The sequence below is a fragment of the Nonomuraea sp. WAC 01424 genome, assembly GCF_003947315.1.
In the GTDB taxonomy this organism is placed as follows: domain Bacteria; phylum Actinomycetota; class Actinomycetes; order Streptosporangiales; family Streptosporangiaceae; genus Nonomuraea; species Nonomuraea spiralis.
On the sequence record NZ_QHHZ01000001.1, the window covers coordinates 882,110 to 906,605 of the forward strand.

27 protein-coding genes are annotated in these 24,496 nt (G+C 71.4%); 12 read left to right on the forward strand and 15 right to left on the reverse strand.

Features of this window, described 5'->3' with window-relative positions; all coding sequences use genetic code 11:
• The first annotated feature begins 150 nt into the window (after positions 1-150).
• The gene (locus DMB42_RS04170) at positions 151-744 is read left to right on the forward strand and encodes a TetR/AcrR family transcriptional regulator (RefSeq protein ID WP_260477466.1); all 594 of its coding nucleotides are present in this window, start codon (positions 151-153) and stop codon (positions 742-744) included.
• 21 nt (positions 745-765) lie between these two features.
• Here DMB42_RS04170 and DMB42_RS04175 read toward each other — a convergent pair whose 3' ends face one another.
• The gene (locus DMB42_RS04175) at positions 766-1,788 is read right to left on the reverse strand and encodes an alkaline phosphatase PhoX (RefSeq protein WP_125630694.1); all 1,023 of its coding nucleotides are present in this window, start codon (positions 1,786-1,788) and stop codon (positions 766-768) included.
• Between the two features lie 258 nt (positions 1,789-2,046).
• The gene (locus DMB42_RS04180) at positions 2,047-2,514 is read right to left on the reverse strand and encodes a Dps family protein (protein ID WP_125630696.1); all 468 of its coding nucleotides are present in this window, start codon (positions 2,512-2,514) and stop codon (positions 2,047-2,049) included.
• 117 nt (positions 2,515-2,631) lie between these two features.
• Here DMB42_RS04180 and DMB42_RS04185 point away from each other — a divergent pair, with 117 nt between their 5' ends.
• The 3 genes from DMB42_RS04185 to mmuM all read left to right on the forward strand — a co-directional run bounded on the left by DMB42_RS04185 (position 2,632) and on the right by mmuM (position 6,954).
• A complete protein-coding gene (locus DMB42_RS04185; protein ID WP_125630698.1) occupies positions 2,632-3,225 on the forward strand; it encodes a helix-turn-helix domain-containing protein in 594 nt (197 codons plus the stop codon).
• Entirely contained in the window at positions 3,222-5,678 is a 2,457-nt protein-coding gene (locus DMB42_RS04190) for a VIT domain-containing protein (RefSeq protein ID WP_125630700.1), read from the forward strand. The genes DMB42_RS04185 and DMB42_RS04190 overlap by 4 nt, the downstream gene beginning before the upstream one ends.
• Positions 5,679-6,087: 409 nt before the next feature.
• Entirely contained in the window at positions 6,088-6,954 is an 867-nt protein-coding gene (gene mmuM, locus DMB42_RS04195) for a homocysteine S-methyltransferase (RefSeq protein WP_260477467.1), read from the forward strand.
• Between the two features lie 70 nt (positions 6,955-7,024).
• Here the strand turns inward: mmuM and DMB42_RS04200 are convergent, their stop codons facing one another.
• Entirely contained in the window at positions 7,025-7,453 is a 429-nt protein-coding gene (locus tag DMB42_RS04200; protein ID WP_125630704.1) for a DoxX family protein, read from the reverse strand.
• A gap of 80 nt (positions 7,454-7,533) precedes the next feature.
• Between DMB42_RS04200 and DMB42_RS04205 the strand changes: the two genes are divergently transcribed.
• The gene (locus tag DMB42_RS04205; protein ID WP_125630706.1) at positions 7,534-7,989 is read left to right on the forward strand and encodes a MarR family winged helix-turn-helix transcriptional regulator; all 456 of its coding nucleotides are present in this window, start codon (positions 7,534-7,536) and stop codon (positions 7,987-7,989) included.
• On the opposite strand, the gene DMB42_RS04210 is transcribed toward DMB42_RS04205, so the two are convergent.
• On the reverse strand, positions 7,979-8,689 hold the full coding sequence (locus tag DMB42_RS04210; protein WP_125630708.1) for a 1-acyl-sn-glycerol-3-phosphate acyltransferase: 711 nt from the start codon (positions 8,687-8,689) through the stop codon (positions 7,979-7,981). The two genes, DMB42_RS04205 and DMB42_RS04210, sit on opposite strands and share 11 nt — an antisense overlap.
• Positions 8,690-8,836: 147 nt before the next feature.
• Here DMB42_RS04210 and DMB42_RS04215 point away from each other — a divergent pair, with 147 nt between their 5' ends.
• Together DMB42_RS04215 and DMB42_RS52955 are read left to right on the forward strand one after the other, a co-directional pair.
• Positions 8,837-9,595 (forward strand): carboxylesterase, encoded by a 759-nt coding sequence (locus DMB42_RS04215; protein WP_125630710.1) that lies wholly within the window; start codon positions 8,837-8,839, stop codon positions 9,593-9,595.
• Positions 9,596-9,641: 46 nt separating this feature from the next.
• Positions 9,642-10,097, forward strand: a complete 456-nt coding sequence (locus DMB42_RS52955) for a hypothetical protein (RefSeq protein WP_185844448.1) — start codon at positions 9,642-9,644, stop codon at positions 10,095-10,097.
• 40 nt (positions 10,098-10,137) lie between these two features.
• Here the strand turns inward: DMB42_RS52955 and DMB42_RS04230 are convergent, their stop codons facing one another.
• The 7 genes from DMB42_RS04230 to DMB42_RS04260 form a co-directional block, all read right to left on the reverse strand.
• Positions 10,138-11,193: a hypothetical protein gene (locus DMB42_RS04230; protein WP_260477468.1), complete on the reverse strand. Its 1,056-nt coding sequence runs from the start codon at positions 11,191-11,193 to the stop codon at positions 10,138-10,140.
• 88 nt (positions 11,194-11,281) lie between these two features.
• Positions 11,282-11,941 carry an endonuclease/exonuclease/phosphatase family protein gene (locus DMB42_RS04235; protein WP_260477469.1) on the reverse strand — a complete coding sequence of 220 codons (660 nt, stop codon included), beginning with the start codon at positions 11,939-11,941 and terminating at the stop codon, positions 11,282-11,284.
• 39 nt (positions 11,942-11,980) lie between these two features.
• Complete coding sequence (locus DMB42_RS04240) at positions 11,981-12,913, reverse strand: ROK family glucokinase (protein ID WP_125630718.1); 933 nt, start codon at positions 12,911-12,913, stop codon at positions 11,981-11,983.
• A 13-nt stretch (positions 12,914-12,926) separates the two neighbouring features.
• Positions 12,927-13,322, reverse strand: coding sequence for a hypothetical protein (locus DMB42_RS04245; protein ID WP_125630720.1), 396 nt, complete (start codon positions 13,320-13,322; stop codon positions 12,927-12,929).
• Positions 13,323-13,362: 40 nt separating this feature from the next.
• On the reverse strand, positions 13,363-14,526 hold the full coding sequence (locus DMB42_RS04250; protein WP_125630722.1) for an ArsA family ATPase: 1,164 nt from the start codon (positions 14,524-14,526) through the stop codon (positions 13,363-13,365).
• Positions 14,523-14,966, reverse strand: coding sequence for an SRPBCC family protein (locus DMB42_RS04255; RefSeq protein WP_125630724.1), 444 nt, complete (start codon positions 14,964-14,966; stop codon positions 14,523-14,525). Before DMB42_RS04255 ends, DMB42_RS04250 begins: the two co-directional genes overlap by 4 nt.
• A gap of 61 nt (positions 14,967-15,027) precedes the next feature.
• Positions 15,028-15,795, reverse strand: a complete 768-nt coding sequence (locus tag DMB42_RS04260; protein ID WP_125630726.1) for a metallophosphoesterase — start codon at positions 15,793-15,795, stop codon at positions 15,028-15,030.
• Between the two features lie 128 nt (positions 15,796-15,923).
• Between DMB42_RS04260 and DMB42_RS04265 the strand changes: the two genes are divergently transcribed.
• A complete protein-coding gene (locus tag DMB42_RS04265; protein ID WP_125630728.1) occupies positions 15,924-17,669 on the forward strand; it encodes a long-chain fatty acid--CoA ligase in 1,746 nt (581 codons plus the stop codon).
• A gap of 34 nt (positions 17,670-17,703) precedes the next feature.
• On the opposite strand, the gene DMB42_RS04270 is transcribed toward DMB42_RS04265, so the two are convergent.
• The 3 genes from DMB42_RS04270 to DMB42_RS04280 form a co-directional block, all read right to left on the reverse strand.
• On the reverse strand, positions 17,704-18,678 hold the full coding sequence (locus tag DMB42_RS04270) for an HD domain-containing protein (protein ID WP_125630729.1): 975 nt from the start codon (positions 18,676-18,678) through the stop codon (positions 17,704-17,706).
• On the reverse strand, positions 18,675-19,001 hold the full coding sequence (locus DMB42_RS04275; protein ID WP_229824043.1) for a PadR family transcriptional regulator: 327 nt from the start codon (positions 18,999-19,001) through the stop codon (positions 18,675-18,677). The genes DMB42_RS04270 and DMB42_RS04275 overlap by 4 nt, the downstream gene beginning before the upstream one ends.
• Positions 19,002-19,089: 88 nt before the next feature.
• Positions 19,090-19,461, reverse strand: coding sequence for a MerR family transcriptional regulator (locus tag DMB42_RS04280; protein ID WP_125630731.1), 372 nt, complete (start codon positions 19,459-19,461; stop codon positions 19,090-19,092).
• A gap of 59 nt (positions 19,462-19,520) precedes the next feature.
• On the opposite strand from DMB42_RS04280, the gene DMB42_RS04285 reads away from it, so the two are divergent.
• Entirely contained in the window at positions 19,521-20,414 is an 894-nt protein-coding gene (locus DMB42_RS04285; protein ID WP_125630733.1) for an aldo/keto reductase, read from the forward strand.
• A gap of 39 nt (positions 20,415-20,453) precedes the next feature.
• Here the strand turns inward: DMB42_RS04285 and DMB42_RS04290 are convergent, their stop codons facing one another.
• Positions 20,454-21,236, reverse strand: coding sequence for a DeoR/GlpR family DNA-binding transcription regulator (locus DMB42_RS04290; RefSeq protein ID WP_125630735.1), 783 nt, complete (start codon positions 21,234-21,236; stop codon positions 20,454-20,456).
• 183 nt (positions 21,237-21,419) lie between these two features.
• Between DMB42_RS04290 and DMB42_RS04295 the strand changes: the two genes are divergently transcribed.
• From DMB42_RS04295 to DMB42_RS04305, 3 genes are read left to right on the forward strand one after another with little or no spacing between them, the layout of a single operon-like run.
• The gene (locus DMB42_RS04295) at positions 21,420-22,703 is read left to right on the forward strand and encodes an ABC transporter substrate-binding protein (RefSeq protein WP_260477470.1); all 1,284 of its coding nucleotides are present in this window, start codon (positions 21,420-21,422) and stop codon (positions 22,701-22,703) included.
• Positions 22,703-23,575: a carbohydrate ABC transporter permease gene (locus tag DMB42_RS04300; RefSeq protein ID WP_125630737.1), complete on the forward strand. Its 873-nt coding sequence runs from the start codon at positions 22,703-22,705 to the stop codon at positions 23,573-23,575. The genes DMB42_RS04295 and DMB42_RS04300 overlap by 1 nt, the downstream gene beginning before the upstream one ends.
• Positions 23,572-24,489, forward strand: coding sequence for a carbohydrate ABC transporter permease (locus DMB42_RS04305; RefSeq protein WP_125630739.1), 918 nt, complete (start codon positions 23,572-23,574; stop codon positions 24,487-24,489). The genes DMB42_RS04300 and DMB42_RS04305 overlap by 4 nt, the downstream gene beginning before the upstream one ends.
• The last annotated feature ends 7 nt before the right edge of the window (positions 24,490-24,496 follow it).

The window sequence follows — 24,496 nt, forward strand, 5'->3', positions numbered from 1 at the left end:
CGCACCGCCCGCGCCGGGCCTGACGGGTCTAATGGGCCTGATGGGCAGGTTCTCATGGGATCTCCCGATGGAAACTCGGTAAACTACTCGTGTTTCGCTGTCGGACCCAGAAATACAAGTAAATGCTCGCATTTGTCAACGAGGTGGCCCATGCCTGAACGCACGGTCCGCAGGCAGGCACGCGGCCTGAAGCGGATGGCCGAGATCCTCGACGCCGCGGAGTCGGTGATCGCCGAGGTCGGCTACCCGGAGCTGACGACCAACCAGGTCGCGGCGCGGGCCGGGCTCTCCCCCGGCTCGCTGTACCAGTTCTTCCGGAACAAGGAGGAGATCCTCGACGGCCTGGTGGCCCGGTACACCGACGACCGGGAGGAGTTCTGGGCGGCCCGGCTGTCGGCGGTGACCCCGGACGTCCCGCTGGAGGTGCTGGTGGGCGCGTTCGTGGACGAGAGCGTGGCGTTCAAGGCCGAGTCGCCGGCGTACTGGTCGCTGCTGTACGGGTCGGCGACGGGCGACCGGCTCGCGGCGGCCTCGCAGCGCATGCACGCGGCGCTCGCGGAGCAGATCGCGGCGCTGCTGCGGCGGCGTTCGCCCGGCCTGCCGGAGGAGCGGGCACGGCTCAACGCGACGATGGCGCTGGCCATGGTGAAGGCGGTGCTGCCCATGCTGGGCCCGGCCACGCCGGAGCACGGCGCGGAGCTCGTGGCCGAGCTGAAGCTCATGCTGGTGCGCTACCTGGCCTGACCCCGGGGGCTGCCCCCGGGATCAGGGCCGGAAGGGGCCGCTCACCTCGAACGTGTGCCCCTCGGTACGGCCGCGCCTGGCCGAGAAGTAGAGCCGGTCGCCCCTCGGCGAGAACGCCAGCCCCGTGAGCTCGAGCCCGCCGAGCCCGCCGAGCCGCAGGAACGGCGTGACCGCCCGGTCGGGCGCGATGACGTCGATCTCCGTGGTCTCCCTGGCCACGTAGAGGTCGCCCGAGGGCGCGGCGGTGATCGCGCGCACGCCCTCGCACAGCCGCTCAAGCGTGGAGGTCTGGGCGTCGTAGGCCCACAGGCCGGTGTCGCCCTTGGTGGTGAAGTAGCAGACGCCGCCCGCGTAGTGGCAACCGTCGCCGCCGTCGAAGTGGCGGGCGTCCTCGACCTGGTGGCGGGCCGCGGTGAGCAGCGCGGCCGGGGACGGCACCGGACGCCAGCCGCCCGACGCGCACAACACCTCCAGCGCGCCCTCCGTCAGGTCGCCCCAGTCGCTGGGACGGAAGCGGTAGAAGCAGCCGTCGGGCTCGTCCTCGGTCATGTAGACCACGCGCCGCTCGGGGTCGCAGGCGGCGGCCTCGTGCCGGAAGCGGCCCATGGCCAGGCGGGGGCGGGCGGCGCGGGCGCCGTAGGGGTCGCACTCGAAGACGCGGCCGCGGTCGCCGAGCTCGCACGACAGCCAGGTGTGCCACGGCGTGGCACCGCCCGCGCAGTTGAGGTCGGTGCCGGACAGGATGCGGTAGGCGTCGGCGACCGTGCCGTCGGGGCGGAAGCGCAGCGCGGAGGCGCCGCCGAGCAGCGGCAGCTCGGAGTTGGACACGTAGATCCAGCCGGCGCCGTCGGGGAAACAGGCGCCGCCGTCGGGCGCCGCGTGCCAGGTGAGCCCGGCCACCTTGTCACCGGAGCGGGCCACGACCCGGCCGGTGAAACCCGGCGGCAGCGCGAGCCCGTCGGCGGACGCCGGCGCGAGCGGCCCGTACGGGCTGATGCCGCCCTGCAAGAGCGGGCCCGTGCGGAGGAGAGTCTTGTGGGACATCGTGGGGCCTCCCTCTAGGTGCCACGCTAGTCGACCGCACCGACATGAATGGCAAGGACTCGCGACGTCAAACTCTGCGCAAACCCCTCGCTCCCAGAGCAGGATCGTCGACGCTTCCCGGACGATGCGTGACAGTCCGTACCCACTGCGCGGAAGATCGCCCATCTTTCTTCCCGGGAGCGGGCACACGAAGGCCCGGACGCCGTGGTGGCGCCCGGGCCTTTCGTATGCCGTCGCGTCAGCGCCGGCGCCCTCGCGTCAGCGCTGGGCCTGGAACATCCAGTGCTGCTTGTCGATGTCCTGGGTCACCGCGATGAGCAGGTCCTGGCTGACCGGGTCGGGCTCGTCGGTGGCCTGGATGCGCTCGTACATGCGCTTGCTGATGCCGTCGAGGATGTCGGTGATCGTCGCCACGACCTTGCCGTCCTCAAGCCAGCCGCGTTCGGGCTGCTGGAGTCGCGTGGACTTGGCGACGGTCGCCGAGCGCCCGTCGGGGTTCACACCGAGCGCGACCGCCCGCTCGGCGATGGTGTCCATGTGGGTACGGGCCAGGTCCGTCAGCTCGTCGAGCTGAAGGTGGATCGGGCGGAAATGGGCGCCGACGAGGTTCCAGTGCGCCTGCTTGGCGATCAGCGAGAGATCGATCAGATCGACCAGGGCACCCTGGAGGGCTTCGGCGACGGTGTTCTTGGCATCACCCGAGAGCGGACCGGTGATCGTAGCCATGTCGTATTTCCTCCCCTTCAAGTCCTGCTTTTCCCCTTTTGTAACGCTATTCGGGGCTGGATTCTTCCGATCTTCACGTCATTGACAGTGCAATAGTGACAGTGTCATTGTGAAGGCATGAGCGACACCTGGACCATCGGCGAGCTGGCCGAGCGCGCGGCGCGGGCGCTGCGCGCCGGGGCTCAGCCGGTCAACGGCCGGGTCCGCGATGTGCCCGGAGAGCGCCTGATCAGGTGGTACACCACCATCGGCCTCGTGGACCCGCCCCTGACCCGACGCGGCAGGATCGCCCGGTACGGCCGGCGGCACCTGCTGCAACTGGTGGCCGTCAAACGCATGCAGGCGGCCGGCCACTCGATCGCCCAGATCCAGACGGCGCTGGCCGGGGCGACGGACACGACGCTGGAGGCCGCCGCCGGCGTCGACGGCGCCCACGTCCCGCACCGGCCGGGCGAGGGTGACGCGCCCCGGGCGCGCTTCTGGGCCGAGCGGCCGGGCCGCCCCGCTCCCACCACAAGCGAAGGGCCGCTGGGCGACGGCCACGTGGAGGGCGGGCCGGCGGGCGGTGGTGTGGTCGCGGGGGTCGTGCTCCAGAACGGGGTGCGGGTTCTGTGGGACGGGGGGCGCCCTCCGTCCGAGGAGGACGTCCAGGCGGTGCTGGCGGCGGCGGGACCGCTGCTCGCGGTGCTCGTAGAGAGGAGACTGCTGTGAAGATCACTTCGCTGGAGCCCGCACGGTGCCTGCCGGTGCCGGACTCCGGGTTCGGCGCGCTGCTGACCGAGCGCGGCAACCTGCCGCTGGAGAGCGTGGACGTCCACGCCGACATCTCGGGCCTCGTCGCGGGGGTCGAGGTCGAGCAGGGGTTCCGCAACCCGTTCGACGTCACGCTGGAGGCCACGTACGTCTTCCCGCTGCCCGAACGGGCGGCGGTGACGGGGTTCAGGATGGAGGCCGACGACCGGGTCGTCGAGGGGGTGCTGAAGGAGCGCGCCCAGGCCAGGGCCGACTACGACCAGGCGTTGCGCGAGGGCAGGCGGGCGGCGATCGCCGAGGAGGACCGGCCCGACGTGTTCACGATCAGGGTGGGCAACATCCTGCCCGGTGAACGGGTCTCGGTCAGGCTGACGATGAGCCAGCCGCTCCCCTACGAGGACGGCGCGGCGACGTTCCGGTTCCCGCTGGTGGTGGCCCCCCGCTACATCCCGGGCACCCCGCTCGACGGCGCCCCGGCCGGGTCGGGCGTCGCGCCGGACACCGACGCCGTGCCCGACGCCTCGCGGATCACGCCGCCGGTGCTGCTGCCGGGCTTCCCCAATCCCGTACGCCTCTCGCTCACGGCCCGCGTCGACGCCTCCGGCCTCGACCTGCGTGAGCTGGCCTCCAGCCTGCACGTGGTCGAGGAGGAGGGCCACACCGTACGCCTGCGTCCCGGCGAACGCCTCGACCGCGACTTCATCCTGCGCCTGTCGTTCGAGGCGTCCTCGTCGTTGCAGTTCGACGGGCGGGGCACGTTCGCGCTCACCGTCGTGCCCCCGGCGCTCCAGGCCGCCCGCACGCCGCGGGACGTGGTGCTGGTGCTCGACCGTTCGGGCAGCATGGGCGGCTGGAAGATGGTCGCGGCGCGGCGGGCGGCGGCGCGCATCGTCGACACGCTCACCGCGCACGACCGCTTCAACGTGCTGACCTTCGACTCGGTGGTCGAGGCGGCGTTCGAGGGGCTGGTGGAGGCCTCGGACCGCAACCGGTACCGCGCCGTCGAGCACCTCGCGCGGGTCGACGCGCGCGGCGGCACCGAACTGCTCGAACCGCTGCGCCGCGCCATCACGCTGCTCGGCGCGCCGGACGGCAGGGAGCGGGTGGTGGTACTGGTCACCGACGGCCAGGTGGGCAACGAGGACCAGATCCTGGAGCAGACCGGCGGCGCGCTGTCGGCGATGCGGGTGCACACGGTCGGGATCGACAGGGCGATGAACGCCGGGTTCCTCGGCAGGCTCGCCGGGCTGGGGGCGGGCCGGTGCGAGCTGGTCGAGTCCGAGGACCGGCTCGACGCGGCCATGGAGCAGATCCACCGCAGGATCGGCGCACCGCTGGTCACGGACCTGTCCCTGAAGGGGCTGGAGACCGAGCCGGACACGGTCACCCATCTCGGCTCGATCTTCCCCGGGGTGCCCCTCCGTGTGTACGGGCGGTGCCGCGAGGGCGCCGAGGCCGTCACCGTACGCGGGATGTCGGCCGAGGGGCCGTGGGAGGAGCGGGTGGCCGGCGTGACCGCGGACAGTCCCGCCGTACGGGCGGTCTGGGCCCGTGCCCACCTGCGCGAGCTGGAGGACCGGTACGCCATGGGCGAGCACGGTCTGGAGTCGCGGATCGTGCGTACCTCGCTGGAGAACGGCGTTCTGTGCAGGTTCACGGCGTACGTGGCGATCGACACCCGGCAGGTCGCGGAGGGCGGGCCGGAGCACCGGGTCATCCAGCCGGTCGAGCCGCCGAGCGGGTGGGAGTTGCCGCCGAGCCCGTCCATGACCGGGGGGTTCGTGGCGCAGGCGATGACGATGGGACGTCCGGCGAGCGCCCCGCGGATCGCGCCCCCGGCGCCCACGGCGTTCGACCAGGGCCTCGACCAGGGCTTCGGCGGGGCGGGCGGGCCGTCAGGGCCGGCTCCCGAGTCGGCCTTCCCGGCGCCGCCGTTCGACCCGGGACCGGCCGGCGGCCCGCCGCCCGCGCCGGGTTCCGCCGGTCCGCCGGCCGCGCCCGGTCGCGGGTTCCGGCGGGGAGGCTCGCCGAAGTTCGCGCCTCCGGCGGCGCCGCGTCCGGCCGTCGGGCTGGAGACGGTCAGGCCGCAGCTGACGGTCGAGCTGGAACGGCTCAAGGCGATGCGCGTGCCCGACGCCCTTCACCTGGCCGACCTGGGCTCGCGGCTGGCGGCGCTGGCGGCGTACCTGGGCGGGAACGAGGCGCTGGCGGCGCTGGCCCGCGACCTGGAAGCGGCCGAACGCCCCGGCACGGACATCCGGTCCCTGCACGCCCACGCCATCGAGGTTCTCACCACCCTCACCGGCACACCCGCCGACGGGCCGGTCGCGCCCGGCGATCCCACCCTGGGCGCTCCGGCCGGTGACCCCGCTCCCGAGAAGCGCCGCGGCCCGTTCTGGAAGCGCACCTGACGGCCGTACGGGGTGGTGCGGCAGTGCGACGTGGATGACCGCGTCGCACTGCCGTCCACCTCCCGGCCACCCACGGGCGAATGGCGAATACGCGGCCGGTCAGGGCGCCCCCATCGCCCCCTTTCCTTCAAATGCTGAAATCCTGGATTCTCCACCGATTTCGACCGCACAATCGCCGCGACAATGCGGGACACCGACGAATGAGCGCATGTCCCGACAGCCTGCCTGGAGGCGGGTCGGCTGGGGAATGCGTCGCGAGGCGAAACCTGTGCTGGACGCGTCGCACCCACCCGTGAACATTTTGAATTCCTCGCCCGGCGATATCCTTGTCGCGATATTCATGCGCCCCACGGAAAAGGTGCGCCATTCCCCTGCGCCATCATCCCCCGCGGCCTCCTATTCTGGACGGGTGAGCACACTCGTCCTGGACGGCGGCCTGTCCACCCATCTGGAGTCGCTCGGCGCGGACCTTCGCGACGAGCTCTGGTCGGCGCGCCTGCTGCTGGAGCAGCCCGAGCTGATCAGGCGGGTGCACGCCGACTACTACGCCGCGGGCGCCGACGTGGCCACCACCGCGAGCTACCAGGCCACCATCCCCGGCTTCCAGCGGCGCGGGCTCGACCGGGCCGAGGCCGAGCGGCTGATCAGCCTGTCGGTCGAGCTGGCCGGGCAGGCCCGCGACGAGGCGGGCCGCGGCCTGGGGGCGGCCTCGGTCGGCCCATATGGCGCCTATCTGGCCAACGGCGCCGAGTACACCGGCGACTACGACCTCGACGAGGACGGCCTGCTGGCCTGGCACCGCCCGCGCTGGGAGATCCTGGCCGCGGCCGGCGCCGACCTGCTGGCCTGCGAGACCATCCCGTCCTACGCCGAGGCGCGCGCGCTGGCCGGGCTGCTGGCGTCCACGCCGGAGGTCAAGGCGTGGGTGAGCTTCTCCTGTCGCGACGCCGAGCGGATCAGCGACGGCACCCCGATCGACCGGGCCGCCGCGTTGTTCTCCGGCAATCCGCAGGTGGTGGCGGTGGGCGTCAACTGCACGGCGCCGCGGCACATCCCCGGGCTGATCGGCCGCCTGTCCGGCGGCCTGCCCGTGGTGGTCTACCCGAACTCGGGCGAGACGTGGGACGCGGAGCGGCGGCGCTGGCTGGGGTTGTCCGACCCGGTGGAGTACGGCCTGGCCGCCAAGGAGTGGGAACGCGCCGGGGCGTCGCTGATCGGCGGCTGCTGCCGTACGACCCCCGACCACATCCGGCAGATCCGCGCCCACCTGACCTGACCCCGGCGCGAGCCACCCCCGCGCAAGACCCGCGCGCGGGCCTGGGCAGGGGTGGCGGCCGGGACGGGTTCTAGGCGGTGGCCGTGGCCGTGTCGCGGCTCCGGTTGAGGACGCGGTCGAGGGACAGGGCGCCGCCGCCGGTGAATCCGACGGCCAGGCTCGCCGCCGCCAGCGCCAGCACGAACTCGTAGCCCCCCTCCCCCGCGCCGAACCCGTTGGAGGCGTGGACGAACACCACCGCGCCAATCATGTCGAGGGCCAGCAGCGTGCCCGCGATCGGCAGGGCCACGCCGAGGATCAGCGCGAGCCCGCCGACCACCTCCAGCACCGCCACGGCGGGCGCGGCCAGCCCGGCCAGCGGGATGCCCGCGGACTCGAAGAACTTGACGGTGCCCGCGATGCCCATGTCGGCGAACTTCTGGTAGCCGTGCACCAGGAAGATCGCCCCGATGGCGATCCTGGCGAGCAGCAGGGCGAAGGGACGCGCCCGGTCGATCATGGAACCCCCCAAGGAGTTGTTCAGATTTAAACAACCACTCTACCGGTAGTTCAAAACTGAACAACAAGTACACTTGGGACGTGACGGACACCCGCTGGCTCGACGAGACGGAGATGGCCGCCTGGCGCGCCTTCCTGTCGGCCTCCCACCTCCTCGAACGGCGCATCGAGGAGCAGCTCAAGACCGCCGCGGGGCTGACACACCCGCAGTACGAGATCCTGGCGCGCCTGTCGGAGGCCCCCGGCCGTCAGATGCGCATGACCGAGCTGGCCAGGGGCGTGGTGGTGTCGAAGAGCGCGCTGACGTACCAGATCACGCAGTTGGAGAAGGCGGGGCTGGTGGAGCGGGCCACCTGCCCGTCCGACGAGCGCGGGGTGCTGGCCGTGCTCACCGAGGCGGGCACGCGCTGCCTGGAACGGATCGCGCCGGGGCACGTGGCGGTCGTGCGCGACTACCTGATCGACCGGCTCAGCCGGGCGGAGCTGGCCTCACTGACCAGCGCGATGACGAAGAGCGAGCAGGCCCTCAGGAGCTAGCCTTGGCCGCGGCCCGCGCGGCACGTTCCATCTCGACCCTGGCGCTGGCGGCGTACTTGTCGACGTACTCCTGGCCGGACAGCTCCATCAGGGCGTACATGATCTCGTCGGTGACCGCGCGCAGGACCAGCCGGTCTTCCTCCATGCCGTAGTAGCGGGAGAAGTCGAGCGGCTTGCCGAACCGGACGCCAGGACGGATGCCCAGCTTGGGGAAGATCCGGCCGGGCGGCATCATCTCGTACGTGTTGACCATGGCCCATGGGATGACCGGCACCCGCGACTCCAGCGCGAGCCGGGCCACGCCCGTCTTGCCCTTGTAGAGGCGGCCGTCGGGCGAACGGGTGCCCTCGGGGTAGATGCCGAGGATGTTGCCCTCGCGCAGGACGCGCAGGCCGGTGCGGAGCGCGGCCTCGCTGGCCTTGCCGCCGGAGCGGTCGATCGGCACGGTGCCGACGCCGCTGAAGAACAGCCGGGTGAAGAAGCCCTTGATGCCGGTGCCGGTGAAGTAGTCGGCCTTGCCGAGCGAGATCACCTTGCGGCGGATCTGCAGCGGCCCGAAGAAGTGGTCGGCGAAGGAGAGGTGGTTGCCGGCCAGGATCGCGGGCCCCTCCTTGGGCACGTTGTCCCCGCCTTCCGTCCAGGGACGGAAGATCGTCAGGAGGAACGGCGTCAAGATGGCCTTGACCACCCAGTAGAACACCCGGCCACCTCTTCCTCAGGACATCATGATGGAGCAGAGTCATCTTCCCATCCCTGGCGAGATGCAACTACACCAGCTCTCGCACAATCACCCCGGATCGTGCGACGATCGGGCAGTTCCGGGATGAAATTGCGTGGAGGAGCTGTTATGCCGCTCATGCCAGGCGCGGAGCCCTACCACCACCAAGCGGGTCAGGTCGGTGTGCTGCTGTGCCACGGGTTCACCGGCACGCCGCAGTCCCTGCGGCCGTGGGCCGAGTATCTGGCCGGCCACGGGGTCAGCGTGTCGCTGCCCCGCCAGCCCGGCCACGGCACCACGTGGCAGGAGATGAACCGCACCCGCTGGGAGGACTGGTACGCCGAGGTGGAGAAGGCGTTCGCCGACCTCCAGGGCCGCTGCGCGGAGATGTTCGTGGCGGGCCTGTCGCTGGGCGGCTGCCTGGCCCTGCGGCTGGCCGAGGTGCACGGGGACGCGGTCAGAGGCGTGATGGTGGTCAATCCCTCCATCGCCAGCGACGTGCCGCTGATGAGGCTGGCTCCGCTGCTGAAGTGGTTCCTGCCGTCGGTGCCCGGCGTCGCCAACGACGTCAAGAAGCCCGGCGTGACCGAGCTGGCCTACGACCGTACGCCGGTCAAGGCGGCCGCGTCGCTGCCGGGGCTGTGGTCGCTGGTGCAGGCCGACCTGGCGAAGGTCACCCAGCCGCTGCTGGTCTTCCACAGCCGCGACGACCACGTGGTGAAACCGACGAGTGTGGCGATCATTCGCCAGAAGGTCCCGCAGGCCACGATCGAGGAGCTTACCGATAGCTACCATGTTGCGACGCTTGACAACGATGCCGACAGGATCTTTGCCGGTAGCCTCGACTTCATCCGGACACATGCCTCGGTACCCTTGCAGAGGGACTGATCGCACCCAGGGGGAAGTCGCGATCGCTGCGGAGAGGCCCATCTAGGTGACGCCCCAGAGTGACGAGGACGAGGTCTGGCGGCAGATCGTCGCGTCCTTCAACGACACAGCCGAGCGTGACTCGGCCGACCAGCCATGGCCGGACAGCGAGAACGTGCCCGCCGAGCCCACCCGCAGGGTGGTCAAACCCTCCGAGGAGGCCGAGCTCGACCAGGACGAGCCCGAGCGCGACCAGGACGACGAAGACGAGGACGAGGGGCACTTCGAGCCGCCGCCCCCGCCTCCGCTGCCCAAGCTCGACCTGCCGACCAAGCTCGCGTGGGTGGCCCTGTTCGGCGGGCCGGCCTATCTGCTGGTGGCGGCGATGGCGAGCTGGCAGATGGAGGGCTGGGCGCTGTTCACCGCGGTGGCGGCGTTCATCGGGGGGTTCGTGGCGCTGGTCGTGCGCATGGGCGACGGCCCGCCCAACGACTCGGGCTGGGACGACGGCGCGGTCCTGTAGAGCGGCCCAGTAGAGCGGCGCCGTCCCGTGGGGCGGCGCGCTACGACTTGGCCGTGGTGGTCCTCGGCGCGAAGGACTCCACGACGTCGGTGTACCGGTCGGCCGTGTCGACCGCGTGGCCGACCGCCCAGAGCGTGCCCTTGCCGGCCAGGTAGGCCGCCGCCTGGAGGCGTACGCTGCTGCGGCCCTTCTCGGCGGCGCCGCGGATGATCTGGCAGGCGTCCTTCTCGCAGCGCATCACGAACGGCTGGGCCGCCTGCGCCGGGTCGTAGCCGGTCATCCAGTAGCGGCCCTTGCCGTCGCCGGTGACGCCGTAGAGGCGGGCGCCGGTGGCGGGGATCGTCAGCCGCTGCCAGCGCTTGCCGTTCCAGGTGAGGACGAGCGGCGAGATCTCGCCGGGGCCGTGGTAGACGCCGCCGACGGCCACCGCCCGCTTGGAGCTGTCGACCTGGATGTCGCGCAGGTAGCCGCCGGGGACGGCGGGCACGGACATCGACTTCCACGTGCCGGACGTGTAGTGCATGATCAGCGGCGCGCCGCCGGTGTCGCCGACGGCGAAGCCGGAGGAGACCGCGTAGAGCGCGCCCTTCTCCTTGGTCTCCTGAACGGTCCAGGTGTTGCCCTGGCCGGTGAGGATGAGCCCGTTCTTCTCCCGACTGCCGACCGCGACCACCCGGCCGGGCTTGGCGTCGATGCCGCCCAGCCAGTCGCCGGCGTGCAGCCCCTGGGGGCGGACCCGGTCGAAGCGGGTGACGTCGCCGTTGGCCAGGTAGGGCAGGCCGTCGTGGCCGTCGCCGACCGCCCACACGTCGGAGGCGCCGGCGGCGGCCAGGCCGCGCAGGTTGCCCGAGGCGGTGGCGTCGCGCACGCTCACCTCGCTCCAGGCGGAGCCGTTCCAGTGGCGGATCGTGCCGCGGTTCTTCCAGACGTCCCAGATCTCCTGCTGGCCGACGGCCCACACGTCTCCTGGCGAGACGGCGAGCACGTCGGAGAGCGAGCCGTCCGCGTCGAGGCGCGCGCTCGTCGACTTCTGCCACGCCTCTGCGGCGGGGCGGGGCTCGGCATGCGCGGCGGGCGTGACCTGCGGCAAGGCCACGGACGTCGCCAGAAGGATAGAGAGCGCACGCCGCTGAGAGCGACGGGTCATGAACAAATGCTACGGGTTGGCCCGCGCGACTCGCCCGTCAGAGTCCAACCTGCAACTCCGCGAGCACCGGCAGATGGTCGCTGGCCCCGGCCAGATCGGCGTTCCCGGCCACCACTCCCCCGCAGGACACGACGTGTGCCTCGCGCGCGGCGAAGACCGCGTCGATGCGCTCGGCCAGCCGCGCGGCGGGGAAGGTCAGGCCGTCGCCGGCGGGCGCGGCGGCGTGGCAGTCGGACAGCCGGGCGGCCAGGAAACGCCAGGCCGGCTGGTGCCGCCCCTCGTTGACATCGGCGCCGACCACGATCGCGGCGCCGTGCGCGGCGGCCGTACGTTCCAGGTGGGACATGGCCTCGCCCGCGTGCCGCAGCCGGGCGGCGTGATGGAGATCGAGGTGGAGCGAGCCGACGGCCAGCCGCGTGCCGCCGATCTCGACGACGGCGACGGCGAGCACCCGGCGTTCCAGCCCGGGGAACGCCTTGAGCCGATGGAGCCGCGCCTCCAGCACGCGGGCGCGCGGCCCGGCCAGCACGCACACGCCACCCGCCCGGCCAGGGGTGATCACCCGCAGCCCGCCGGCCTCGGCCAGGGCCCGGCGCCTGGCCCGCCACCGGGCGAACCTGGGCGCCTCCTGGACGCACACCAGGTCGGCCCGCATCGCGGCGACCACCCGGCGCAGCGCGGGCACGTCGTCCCGCATGCTCCGCACGTTGTACGAGGCGACCCTGACCAGCACGCGCTAACGCCGTCTGGCCAGGTCGGCGGCCCCCACGACACCCGCGGACGCGCCCAGCTCGGCCAGCCGGATCTCGGCGAGCGGCCGGTGGCCGTGGCCGGTGAGCTGCCTGGCGAACACCTCGCGGGCCTCGTCGAGGAACAGGTCGGCGGCCCGCGAGACGCCGCCGCCGACGATGAAGCAGCCGGGGTCGAGCACGGCGGCCAGGTCGGCCATGCCCTGCCCGAGCCAGTCGGCCAGGCTGCGGAAGGCGGCCAGCGAGACCTTGTCACCCAGCCGGGCGGCCTCGGTGACCTCTTCGCCCTCGATCCGGCCGCCGGCCAGGCCGAGCAGGATCTCGGCGCGTTCGGGCTGCCTGGCCGCGATCTCCCTGGCCTCCTTGACCAGGGCCTGGCCGCTGGCGTACTGCTCCCAGCAGCCGATGTTGCCGCAGCCGCACACCCGGCCCTCGGGCACGACCTGCATGTGGCCGAGCTCGGCGCCCATGCCCCAGCGGCCGCGGTAGAGGGCGCCGTCGATGACGATGCCGCCGCCGATGCCGGTGCCGAGGGTCAGGCACACCACGTGGGACTGGCCGCGTCCGGCGCCGAACCTGGTCTCGCCCCAGGCCATGGCGTTGGCGTCGTTCTCGATCACGACGGGCAACCCGGCCGGGTCGCTGATCTTCTTCTGCAGCGGCTCCTCGCGCCAGGCGAGGTTGGGGGCGAAGCGCACGACCGAGCGGGTCTCGTCGACGAACCCGGCCGCGCCGACGCCGACCGCCTCGACGTCCCTGCCCCTGGACAGCTCACGGACGACGTCCGCCACCGTCTCGGCGACCACGTCGGGCTGGTCGGCCGCGGTCGGCCTCAGGGTGTGTTCGACGATCTCTCCGTTGTCGTCGACCACGCCCGCGGCGACCTTGGTACCGCCGATGTCGACACCGATCGTGAGCATGCCGCGTGTCTCCCTATCCCAGATCTATGTGTTCCACGTCGCCGCGATCGCGGTCGCGGGTGTCGCGCGGCCCGCGGGGGGCGGGCTTGCTCAGCGCGTCGAACGCCCCGCGTACCGCGGCGAACAGCTCGCCGCCCGCGGCCACCAGGTGTCCGGTCACGTCGGAGCCCGACTCACGCTGGGCCGCGATCGCCCGGCACACCGGACAGGCGCGGCAGATGTACTCGTCGTGGGGCTCGGACACCGCCTCGCTCCACACGTCCTTCTCCTTGCGGGCGCCGCCGCCCGTGAAGGAGTTGTAGACGGTCTTGCCGACCTGGCGCGTGGCGCGCCCCTGGATCGTCTCGAACAGCTTGCGCGCCTCGTCGGCGACGGTGCCGATCGGATCCCTGTCGTTGTTCTCGGTCATCTTGGCCCTCCCTGCGTATGGGTCGCTCATCCTGCTCAACTCATTCGGCGGCGGATTCGCTCCCCACACTGAACCGTATTCTCAGCACGCCGTCGCGGAGCGCGGCGGAGCCGATCTTCCTGCGGGCCAGCGCCGCGGGCAGCGCCAGGATCCTGCGGTACGGGCCGGCGGTGATGATGAGTTCGTCGCCCTTGCGGGCCAGGTCGATGTCGTCGCGGTCGGCGCCCGGCAGCGAGAGCGTCAGCTCGTCGGCGCTCAGCCGCAGCGGCGGCTCGACGGCCGGGGCCGCGAACGGGTCGGCCGCGCCGTAGAGGGCGGCGCCGACCTCGGCCAGCGCGTGCCGGCCGTCCAGCTCGGCGGGCAGGTAGGGGATGGTGTGCACGGGCAGCGGCGCGAACGACTCCTCGGCCTCGGCCAGCAACCTCGACTGGGCCTCCACCCAGGTGGCCCGCCACTCGTCGGCGCCCTCGGCGGGGAAGACACGGTTGGCGACGACCGCGTCGACGCGGTAGCCGTAGAGGTTGAGCGAGGTGAGGGTGCGCCTGGCCTCGGCGAGCACCACGGCCTCGGGGGTGAGCACGAGCCGCACGGACGCGCTGTCGCCGGTGAGCAGCTCGCGCACCTCCATCAGCCCGCGGTGGAAACGTTCGGCGGCGCTCATGACGTCCTCGCCCGGCGCGCTGACCCGGGCGACGCTGCGCACGAACGGGGAGACGACCTTGACCAGTTTGCGGCCGACCGGCATGAGCCGGGTGACGTGCCAGTCGAGCGCCTCGGGCAGCGCGAGCAGGCGCAGCGTCTCGGCCGTGGGGGCGCAGTCGATCACGATGACGTCCCAGCCGCCTTGGCGGGCGTGCTCGCGCAGCTCCAGCAGGGCGATGACCTCCTCCGCGCCGGGCAGCACGGTGATCTCCTCGGAGGTGATCTCGTCGAGGCCCAGCTCGGTCAGCACGCCCCTGGCGTAGTGCTGCAGCTCACCCCAGTGGCGTTCCAGGGTCTTCTGCGTGTCGACCTGGTGGAGGTGGAGGCCCGGCGCGATCTCGCCCGGCTCGACGGCGAGCGCGTCGGCCAGCGAGTGGGCGGTGTCGGTGGAGACGATCAGCGTCTTGAGCCCGCGCTCGGCGGCCAGCGTGGCGGTCGCGGCGGCGGCGGTGGTCTTGCCCACGCCGCCCTTGCCGGTGAAGAGCAGGACCCGCGGGCTCACCGGGGACGGCCCTCGACGCGCTTCTTCAGTCCCTTCAGCGCGGTGTCCACGATCACCTTCTCGGCCTTGCGCTTGATCATGCCGATCATGGGCACCGTGAGGTCGACGGTGAGCTCGTACGTCACGTCGGTGCCTCTGCCCGTCTCGGCGAGCTGGTAACTTCCGCGCAGGTCGCCCACCATCCGGCCCGGCTCGACCACCTGCCAGCGCACGCCCTCGTCGCCCTCCCAGGTGTAGGCGAGGGTGTAGGTGTCGTTGATCACGCCCGCGTCGAGGACGAACCGCACCTGCTCGGCCCGGCCGTCGGCGCCCGTGGTGACGACCTCGGCGCTCTTGATCGAACCTGCCCATTCCGGATAGGCGGGGAAGTCGGCGATGACCGCCATGACCTCGGCGCGACCGGCGCCGATGGTGGTGCTCGAAGTGGTGCGATCAGCCATGCGACCACCGTAATGCAGAAACCGCCCGTTGCGGCGGAGCGCCGGTCACCGGCCGCCCTGCTCACCATTCCAGGACGAACGGCTCACCCCTGCCGCGGAAGTGGCCGACGTTCACGCACTCGGTGCGGCCGACGCGGGCACGGCGGTGGAGGGGCTGGTGCACGTGGCCGAACAGGGCGTAACGCGGCTGGGTACGCCGGATCGCCGCCAGCGTGGCCTCGCTGCCGCGCTCGAACCGCCGGGCCACGACGTCGTAGAGCAACTCGGGCAGGGCGGGCGGGATGTGGCAGCACAGCACGTCGACCTCGCCGACCGCCTCGACCTTGGCGGCGTATTCCTCGTCGCCGATCTCGTACGGGGTGCGGTAGGGGGTCTTGAGGCCGCCGCCGACGAACCCGAAGCGCAGGCCGCCGATCTCCACCACCTGCCCGTCGAGCACCTGGTGGCCGGGCCTGAGGTAGTCGGGCCACAGGCGGGGCAGGTCGACGTTGCCGTAGGTGAGGTAGGCGGGGGTGGGCATGGCGGCGAAGAGGGCGGCGTACTGGGCGCGGACGTTGCGTTCGACGTGCTCGCGGGGGTCGCCGTCGAGCGTGGCCCACAGGCGGGCCGACATGGCCCTGGCCTCCTCGAAGCGCTTGGCCGTGCGCAGGGCGATGAACTCGGCGGCCCGCTCCTCGCCGAACAGGTCGGCGAAGATGCCGTTGGCGTGGTCGTCGTAGTCGATGAAGAGGATCAGGTCGCCCAGGCAGATCAGCGCGTCGGCGCCGTCACCCGCCCTGGCCAGCGCGTCGGCCCTGCCGTGAACGTCACTCACCACGTGGACCCTCATGGGGAAATCCTAGGTGGGGCGGCTGCTAGCGTGATGAATGCCCTTCATAACGCTCCCATGACGAAGCTACCGGTGCGTAACTTAAGGCGGTAACGTCCAGGCCGTCCCCGAAGAGGAGTTGAAAGTTCGTGCGCGAGTACAGCGTCCCCGTCCTGGTCGATGTGCCTGCCTCAGCGAGCCTGCCCGACACGGTCTTCGACCGGGCCGAGCGGGAGCCCGGCACCGTGATCATGCGCCGCAAGACCGACGGCGGCTGGCCCGTCGTGACCGCGGGCGAGTTCCGCGACCAGGTGGTCGAGGTGGCCAGGGGGCTCATCGCGGCCGGGATCGAGCACGGCGACCGGGTCGCGCTGATGTCGCGCACGCGCTACGAGTGGACGCTGGTCGACTACGCCATCTGGACCGTGGGCGGGGTCACCGTGCCCATCTACGAGACCTCCTCGGTGGAGCAGGTCCGCTGGATCCTGGCCGACAGCGAGGCCAAGGCCGCCTTCGTCGAGCTCGACGCGCACGAGGAGACCGTACGCGAGGCGGCGCCGGAGCTGAAGGCGATCTGGCGGGTCGAGGGGCGGCTGGAGGCCGACGGCGTGCCCGACTCGGCCGTGGAGGAGCGCAGGAAGAAGGTCGTCTCCGCCGACCTGGCCACCGTCGTCTACACCTCGGGCACCACCGGCCGTCCCAAGGGCTGCCGGATCACGCACGACAACCTGCTGTTCACCGCGCTCAACGTGCTGCGCGGCCCGCTGGACCGGCTGTTCAGCTCGAAGGACCCGGCGGCGCTGCTGTTCCTGCCGCTCGCGCACATCTTCGCGCGGATGATCCAGGTGGTGCTGGTCGAGTCGGGCGCGATCATGGCCCACACCCCGAACATGAAGAACGTCGCCCCGGATCTCCAGGACTTCAAGCCCACGTTCCTGCTGGGCGTGCCGCGCGTGTTCGAGAAGGTCTACAACGGCGCCGAGCAGAAGGCCCTCGCGGGCGGCAAGGGCAAGATCTTCGCCCGTGCCGCCGACGTGGCGGTGGCCTGGAGCAAGGCCGAGAGCTCGGGCGGCGCGCCGCTCGGGCTGCGGCTGCGCCACGCGCTGTTCGACCGGCTGGTCTACGGCAAACTGCGCGCGGCCACCGGCGGCCGGCTGTCGGCCGCGGTCTCCGGCGGCTCGGCGCTCGGCGAGCGGCTCGGCCACTTCTTCAAGGGCGTCGGCATCGAGGTCTTCGAGGGCTACGGCCTGACCGAGACCTCCGCCCCGGTCTCGGTCAACATGCCGGGCGCCAACAAGATCGGCACGGTCGGCAAGCCGCTGCCCGGCGTCACGATCCGCATCGGCGACGACGGCGAGATCCTGGCCAAGGGCCGCAACGTCTTCCAGGGCTACTGGAAGAACGACGCGGCCACCGCCGAGGCGGTCGACGCCGAAGGCTGGTACCACACGGGCGACGTGGGCGAGCTCGACGCCGACGGCTACCTGCGCATCACCGGCCGCAAGAAGGAGATCCTGGTGACGGCCGCGGGCAAGAACGTGGCCCCCGGCCCGCTGGAGGACGCGCTGCGCGCCCACCCGCTGATCTCCCAGGCCATGATCGTCGGTGAGGGGCGTCCGTTCGTCGGCGCGCTGATCACGCTCGACCCCGAGGCGACGCCCGCCGGCCGGAGCACGGCCGAGCTGCGTACCGATCCGGCGGTCCTGGCGCAGATCCAGCAGGCGGTCGACCGGGCCAACGGCACGGTGTCGAAGGCCGAGCAGATCAAGAAGTTCACGATCCTCGACGGCGACCTCACCGAGGAGAGCGGCCACCTGACGCCGACGCTCAAGGTCAAGCGCAACCTGGTGATGCGCGACTACGCCAAGGAGATCGAAGAGCTCTACGGCCACTGACCCGCCGGGTGGCGGCTCGGCCGGTCCGCCGTGCTCACGGTGGGGGGCCGAGCCTGGCGCGCAGGCTCCTGACGCCCGCGTGCAGCACGGGAGGCACGGTGACGAGGGTGACCACCGCGTCGGCCGGGCTGTTCCGCGCGGCCTCCAGCACCACCCAGGCCAGCAGCAGCGTCAGAGGGGTCCACGTACGCAGCTCCGAGCGCAGGATCCAGCACAGGACCCTGCGGCCGGTGGCCCGGAGCTGCGCGATCGGCAGCGGGGCGGGCGCCGTACCGGAGGGTGGGCGGCGCAGGGTCAGTGACAGCGCGGGCAGGGCGCGTACCAGCCCGAACGCGAAGCGGGCGCGGGCCCGGCGGTCCCGCAGCACGTCGAGCTCGCCCAGCCATTCGTCCAGGTGGCTGTCCCTGTGGGCCCTGGGCAGGAGCAACGAGCCGAGGGCGAGCACGCGACAGGCCGTGTCCCCGGGCAGGTTGCGGCGGGCGATCGATTCGAGCTCGGCCGCGACGGCCCGCAGGCCGAGCCGCGCGGCGACCGGGGCGACGACGGCGAGGGTCTGCCGGCTCTTCAGCTCCCGCCTCGCCTGGTCGAGGGGCTGGAGGGTACGCATGTTGTGCAGCCGGTCGAACACCTTCAGCGCGAGGACGCGGTCGTCGGCCACGTCGAGAACCGCCTGCTCGGGCCCGCGTTCCAGCGCGGTCATGCCCTCCACCAGGGCCGTCACCTCGTCGCCGAACTCCGCGCGGATCAGCCCGGCCGCGCATCCGGTGTCCTCGATCACGTCGTGCAGCAGGGCGGCGCAGACGACGTCGCAGTCGAGGCCGGCGTCGAGGGCGATCTCCGCCACGGCGACCGGGTGGGTGATGTACGGCTCGCCGCTCTTGCGTACCTGACCGGCGTGGCGGCGGGCGGCGAACTCGTGGGCACGCCGGATCCTGTCACGCTCGCCGGGGGTGAATCCGGCCATGAGCCCGGCGCGGAGCCAGGGCGGCGGGGTGGGCGGGCCGGTCATGTCGTCGCCGTCCGGAGGCTGGGGACCGTACGGGAGCGCTCGGCCTCGTCGAGGGCGGCGCGGGCGCGTACGGCGCCTTCCTCGGTCAGCACGTAGTAGTGGCGGGCGCGGCGTCCTTCGGGCAGGTGCTCGGCCGGGGACTCCACGCGGCGTTCGAGCCAGCCGAACTCGCGCTCCAGCCGGGCCAGGATCGGGTAGACGGTGCCGGAGTGCTGGCGTGTGAGCTCGCACAGTTCCAGCCCGTAGCGGCGTTCGGCCGGGTCGGCCAGCAGCACGCGCAGCACCAGCATCGTCGGCAGGGTCATCCGGGGGCGGTCCGCCATGTGTCGAACTCTAGACATCAGGCACGGAGCGTGACATCACCCCTCAAGGTGACAGTCGTCTGCCCCGGCCCCGGATGCGCCCCGGATGTCAGGCGGCGGCTCCGGCCAGGGTGCCGGCGCGCTCGCCGGCGGTCAGGATCGCGGACAGGGCCTGGCGGGTGGCCGTGAGCTCGGCGAGCTGCTCGTCCAGGCCGGTGAGCCGGCCGCGGAGCTGGTCGAGCGTGCACGCGTCCAGCACCTCGCCGGAGCCGGAGGCGCACGGGAGCACGTCCTTGATCACTCTGGTCGGCAGGCCGGCGGCGAGCAGCGTGCGGATGCGCCGGACCACGACGGGCGCGTCCAGGTCGTAGCGCCGATGGCCGCCCTCGGCCCGGTACGAGGTCAGCAGCCCCTGCTCCTCGTAGTAGCGCAGCAGCCGGGGGCTGACCCCGGTCTCCGCGGAGAGCGTGCCGATCTTCACGTGATGCTCCTCACACCTGCTTGCATCTCACATCTATGTGAGCTTCTAGCGTGACGTCCATGAGAGAAATTCCTCGCGAAACTGTACAGACGTTCACCATTGGCGGAGACCTGGAGGTACGCCGCATCGGCTACGGGGCCATGCGGCTGGCCGACGCCCCCGACCCGGCGCGTTCGGCCCTGGAGGCGCCCATCTGGCGGGCCCCGGCGGACCGGGCGGGGGCCGTGGCCCTGTTGCGCAGGGCGGTCGAGGTGGGCGTGAACCTCTTCGACACCGCCGACTCCTACGCGCTCGGCGCCGGCGAGGAGCTGATCGCCGAGGCGCTGCACCCGTACGGGGACGGGGTGGCGGTGGCCACCAAGATCGGCGTGCTGCGGCCCTCGCCCGCCGAGTGGGTACCGCTCGGCCACCCGGCCTACCTGCGCCAGCAGGCCGAGCTGAGCCTGCGGCGGCTGCGGGTGGAACGCATCGACCTGCTGCAGCTCCACCGCCTCGACCCCGCCTACCCGCTCGCCGACCAGATCGGCGCGCTCAAGCAGCTCAGGGACGAGGGCAAGGTCCGCCACATCGGCCTGTCGGAGGTGAGCGCCGAGGAACTGCGCCAGGCGGCGGAGATCACGCCGATCGCGGCCGTGCAGAACCTGTACAACCTGGCCGCCCGGCAGCACGAGGACGTCGTGGAGCACGCCACCGCGCACGGCATCGCGTTCCTGCCGTTCTTCCCGATCGCGGCGGGCTCCCACGCCGGGCCCGGCACGCCGCTGGCGGCGGTGGCGGCCGAGATCGGCGTCACCCCGGCCCAGGCGTCGCTGGCCTGGCTGCTGCGCCGCTCCCCCACGGTGATCCCGATCCCGGGCACGTCCTCGATCGGGCACCTGGAGGAGAACGTGGCCGCCCTGTCGGTCAAGCTCTCCGACGAGCAGTACGACCGGCTCTCGGCGGCTGCCGCGTGAGGCCGACGGCCCCGCCGCCGAAGCCCACGGCGCGGCCCGTCATCTGGTGACGGGCCGCGTGTCCGCCAGGACGAGCCGGCCCGCACGCTCCGACAGCGCGTCCCTGGCCGGCCCCGGCAGGCCGGTGTCGGAGATGACCACGTCGGCCTCGCCGAGTTCGGCGATCGTGCTGATGCCCACCGTGCCCCACTTGGTGTGGTCGGCCAGCACCACCAGCCGGGAGGCCGCCTCGACCAGGGCCCGGTCGGTCTCGGCCTCCATCATGTTCGGGGTGGTGAAGCCCGCCCGGACGGTCATGCCGTGCACGCCCAGGAAGAGCAGGTCCACGTTGAGCTGCCGGATCGCGGCCACGGCGACCGGGCCGACGAGCGCGTCCGAGGGGGTGCGTACGCCGCCGGTGAGCACGACCGTCTGGTCGGGCCGGCCGGCGTGCTGGAAGACGTCGGCGATCCGGACGGAGTTCGTCACGATGGTCAGGCCGGCGACCGAGCCCAGGTGGTGGGCGAGCGTCCAGGTGGTGGTGCCGGCCGACAGGGCCACGGCCGTCCCCGGGCGTACCAGTGTGGCCGCGTGCCCGGCGATGGCCCGCTTCTCCTCCTCCTGCTGGACGGACTTCGCGGCGAAGCCGGGCTCGTTCGTGGAGCCGATGGTGGTGGCGCCGCCGTGCACCTTGGCCAGCAGGCCCCGGTCGGCCAGCGTCTCCAGGTCGCGCCGGATCGTGATGTCGGAGACGCCGAACGTGCGCACCAGGTCCACGACCCGGACGCCGCCGTTCTGCCGGACGAGGTCCAGGATCGCCTGCTGACGCTGTGGGGCGAGCATCGCATCACCAGATCCCAACAGGTTCCGACACCATCCCGTTCGCATCATGACATGGCACCGACCCGGTGAATGCGTCGAAACCGTCATGAAATCGTGCGTTGACAGTCGTGGATGTTCGTTTTTCGATGAATGGGTGTGAGCGAACTCGGGGGAATCTGAAGGGTCCGGCAAGGAGGAACCATCATGGACCAACGCATGCCGATCTCCCGCCGCCATCTACTTCTCGGAGCCGCCGCGTTCGGCGTGCCCGCCGTTCTCGTCGGCTGCGGGTCCGACAGCACCTCCACCGCGCCCGGCAGGTCCTCGAACGGCCTGGGCACGGTCACGATCGGATCCAACGCCTCGGACGAGATCCCCAAGAAGTCCCTGGAGACCGTGCTCAAGGGCTTCGCCCAGGCCACCACGAAGATCAACACGGTGGACCACAACACGTTCCAGGAGAACATCAACCGCTATCTCAAGGGCACGCCCGACGACGTGTTCACCTGGTTCGCCGGCTACCGGATGCAGTTCTTCGCCGAGCAGGGGCTCGCGACCGACATCTCCGACGTGTGGCAGGAGATCGGGGGCGACTACACGCAGGCGTTCAAGGACCAGTCGACCGGCGTCGACGGCAAGCAGTACTTCGTGCCGTTCACCTACTACCCGTGGGCGGTCTTCTACCGCAAGAGCGTGTGGCAGGCCAAGGGGTACGAGCCCCCCAAGACCCTGGACGAGCTCACCGCGCTGGCCAGGAAGATGAAGGCCGACGGGCTGATCCCGTTCGCGTTCGCCGACAAGGACGGCTGGCCGGCGATGGGCACGTTCGACATCCTGAACATGCGTACGAACGGCTACGACTTCCACATCTCGCTCATGGCGGGCAAGGAGTCGTGGACCGACCCTCGGGTCAAGCAGGTCTTCGACACCTGGCGGGGACTGATGGAGTACCACCAGCCGGCCGCGCTCGGGCGTACGTGGCAGGAGGCCGGGCAGTCGCTCGCGCAGAAGAAGACCGGCATGATGCTGCTCGGCATGTTCGTCGCCCAGCAGTTCCCCGAGGCCGACCGCGACGACATCGACTTCTTCACCTTCCCCGAGATCAACCCCGCCTACGGCACCGACTCGATCGACGCCCCCATCGACGGCTACATGATCTCGGCCAAGGCCAGGAACGTGGACGGCGCCAAGGCGCTGCTCAAGCACCTGGCCAAGGGCTCCTCCCAGAACGAGGCCACCAAGCTCGACCCCGGCACGCTCGCGTCCAGCTCCAAGGCCGACACCAGCGGCTACAGCGCCCTGCAGAAGCGCGGCGCCGAGCTGGTCTCCCAGGCCACCCACCTGGCCCAGTTCCTCGACCGCGACACCCGCCCCGACTTCGCCTCCACCGTGATGATCCCGTCCCTGCAGTCGTTCGTCGGCAAGCCGGACGAGATCGACTCCCTGCTGGTGAGCATCGAGAAGCAGAAGGCCAACATCTTCCGCTGATGACCGTCAAAACCCGTCGCTACTCCGCCCGCGACGTGACCATCCTGGTCATCGGGCTGGGGATGGCCGTCATCGTCAACGTGGGTCTCATCTGGGGGCCCACGCTGGCCTCCGCCGCGCTGTCCGGCACCGACTGGAACGGCATCGGGCCGATCGAGTGGGTGGGCGGGCGCAACTACCACGACCTGGCCACCGAGTATCCGCCGTTCTGGTCGGCCGTGCGCAACAACGTGTTGTGGCTGGGCTTCCTGGGGCTGGTCGCCACGCCGTTCGGGCTGTTCTGCGCGGTGCTGCTGGACCGGCGGCTGCGCCTGTCGCGGGTCTACCAGAGCGCCCTGTACCTGCCGGTCGTGTTGTCGCTGGCCGTGGTCGGCTTCATCGCCCAGCTCGTCTACTCCTCCGACTACGGCGTGCTGAACGCGGTGACCGGGCTGACCGTGGACTGGCTGGGCGACCGGTCGATCAACATCTGGGTCGTGATGGTCGCGGCCGGCTGGCGGCACGTCGGCTACGTCATGATCATCTATCTGGCCGGGCTGAAGGCCGTGGACCCGGCGCTGAAGGAGGCCGCCGCCATCGACGGGGCCAACGAGTCGCAGACGTTCTTCCGCGTGGTGTTCCCGACGCTGCGGCCGGTCAACGTGATCGTGCTGGTCATCACCGTGATCGAGGCGCTGCGCGCGTTCGACATCGTCTACGCCATCAACAAGGGCAGGAACGGCCTGGAGCTGCTGTCGGTGCTGGTCACCGAGAACATCGTGGGCGAGGCCAGCCGCATCGGCTTCGGCTCGGCCATCGCCGTGATCCTGCTGGTGATCTCGCTCGGGTTCATCGTCACGTACCTGTCGCAGCTGTTCAAGGAGGAGCGATGACGCTCACCGCGCCCGCCCCCGCTCCCCCGGCCCAGGACCGGCGGGCGCCCGCGCGCCGGCCCGTGCGGCCGCTGCGGATCCTGCTGCACGCCTTCCTGACGCTGGTGGCGCTGGGCTGGCTCCTGCCGCTGGCCCTGTCGGTCTACGCCTCGCTGCGGCCGTACGAGGAGACGGCGAGGCTCGGCTACTTCTCGCTGCCCGAGCACCTCACGTTCGACTACTACGCCAAGGCGTGGGGCCAGGCCGAACTGCCGCACTACTACCTGAACACGCTGATCATCGTCGTCCCGGGCGTGCTGGTCACGCTGTTCCTGGCCTCGTTCACGGCGTTCGCCATCGCGCGGCTGCGCATTCCCGGGCGCAAGGTGCTGCTGATCGTGTTCACCGCCGGGAACCTGCTGCCGCCGCAGGTGCTCATCACCCCGCTCTACACCCTGTACACGCTGGTCCCGCTGCCCGCCTGGCTGTCGGACTCCCAGTCGCTCTACGACTCCTACCTCGGGCTGATCCTCATCCACGTCGCGTTCCAGTTCGGCTTCTGCGTCTTCGTGATGGCGAACTTCATGCGCACGATCCCGGAGGAGATCACCGAGGCGGCACTCGTGGACGGGGCGAGCGTGTGGAAACGCTACTGGCGGCTCACGCTGCCGCTGTGCCGGCCGGTGCTGGCGGCGCTGTCCACCCTGCAGTTCACCTGGATGTACAACGACTTCCTGTGGGCGCTGGTGCTGATGTCCTCGGGCGACAAGCTGCCGGTGACCTCCGCGCTGAACAACCTGCGCGGCCAGTTCTTCACCGACTACAACCTGCTGGCGGCCGGGTCCGTGCTGGTGGCGCTGCCCACGCTGATCGTCTTCCAGCTCCTGCACAAGCAGTTCGTCGCCGGGCTCACGCTGGGGTCGACCAAGGGGTAGGAGCGGG

Bases quoted from the DNA above. Each gene is read 5' to 3' on its own strand.
- DMB42_RS04170 (WP_260477466.1), top strand. From the start codon at position 151: ATGCCTGAACGCACGGTCCGCAGGCAGGCACGCGGCCTGAAGCGGATG.
- DMB42_RS04240 (WP_125630718.1), bottom strand. From the start codon at position 12,913: ATGCTCACGATCGGTGTCGACATCGGCGGTACCAAGGTCGCCGCGGGC.
- DMB42_RS04200 (WP_125630704.1), bottom strand. From the start codon at position 7,453: ATGATCGACCGGGCGCGTCCCTTCGCCCTGCTGCTCGCCAGGATCGCC.
- DMB42_RS04175 (WP_125630694.1), bottom strand. From the start codon at position 1,788: ATGTCCCACAAGACTCTCCTCCGCACGGGCCCGCTCTTGCAGGGCGGC.
- DMB42_RS04300 (WP_125630737.1), top strand. From the start codon at position 22,703: ATGACCGTCAAAACCCGTCGCTACTCCGCCCGCGACGTGACCATCCTG.
- DMB42_RS04255 (WP_125630724.1), bottom strand. From the start codon at position 14,966: ATGGCTGATCGCACCACTTCGAGCACCACCATCGGCGCCGGTCGCGCC.
- DMB42_RS04305 (WP_125630739.1), top strand. From the start codon at position 23,572: ATGACGCTCACCGCGCCCGCCCCCGCTCCCCCGGCCCAGGACCGGCGG.
- DMB42_RS04260 (WP_125630726.1), bottom strand. From the start codon at position 15,795: ATGAGGGTCCACGTGGTGAGTGACGTTCACGGCAGGGCCGACGCGCTG.
- DMB42_RS04285 (WP_125630733.1), top strand. From the start codon at position 19,521: ATGAGAGAAATTCCTCGCGAAACTGTACAGACGTTCACCATTGGCGGA.
- DMB42_RS04270 (WP_125630729.1), bottom strand. From the start codon at position 18,678: ATGACCGGCCCGCCCACCCCGCCGCCCTGGCTCCGCGCCGGGCTCATG.
- DMB42_RS04180 (WP_125630696.1), bottom strand. From the start codon at position 2,514: ATGGCTACGATCACCGGTCCGCTCTCGGGTGATGCCAAGAACACCGTC.
- DMB42_RS04290 (WP_125630735.1), bottom strand. From the start codon at position 21,236: ATGCTCGCCCCACAGCGTCAGCAGGCGATCCTGGACCTCGTCCGGCAG.
- DMB42_RS04275 (WP_229824043.1), bottom strand. From the start codon at position 19,001: ATGGCGGACCGCCCCCGGATGACCCTGCCGACGATGCTGGTGCTGCGC.
- DMB42_RS04235 (WP_260477469.1), bottom strand. From the start codon at position 11,941: ATGCGGGACGACGTGCCCGCGCTGCGCCGGGTGGTCGCCGCGATGCGG.
- DMB42_RS04215 (WP_125630710.1), top strand. From the start codon at position 8,837: ATGCCGCTCATGCCAGGCGCGGAGCCCTACCACCACCAAGCGGGTCAG.
- DMB42_RS04185 (WP_125630698.1), top strand. From the start codon at position 2,632: ATGAGCGACACCTGGACCATCGGCGAGCTGGCCGAGCGCGCGGCGCGG.
- DMB42_RS04245 (WP_125630720.1), bottom strand. From the start codon at position 13,322: ATGACCGAGAACAACGACAGGGATCCGATCGGCACCGTCGCCGACGAG.
- DMB42_RS04295 (WP_260477470.1), top strand. From the start codon at position 21,420: ATGGACCAACGCATGCCGATCTCCCGCCGCCATCTACTTCTCGGAGCC.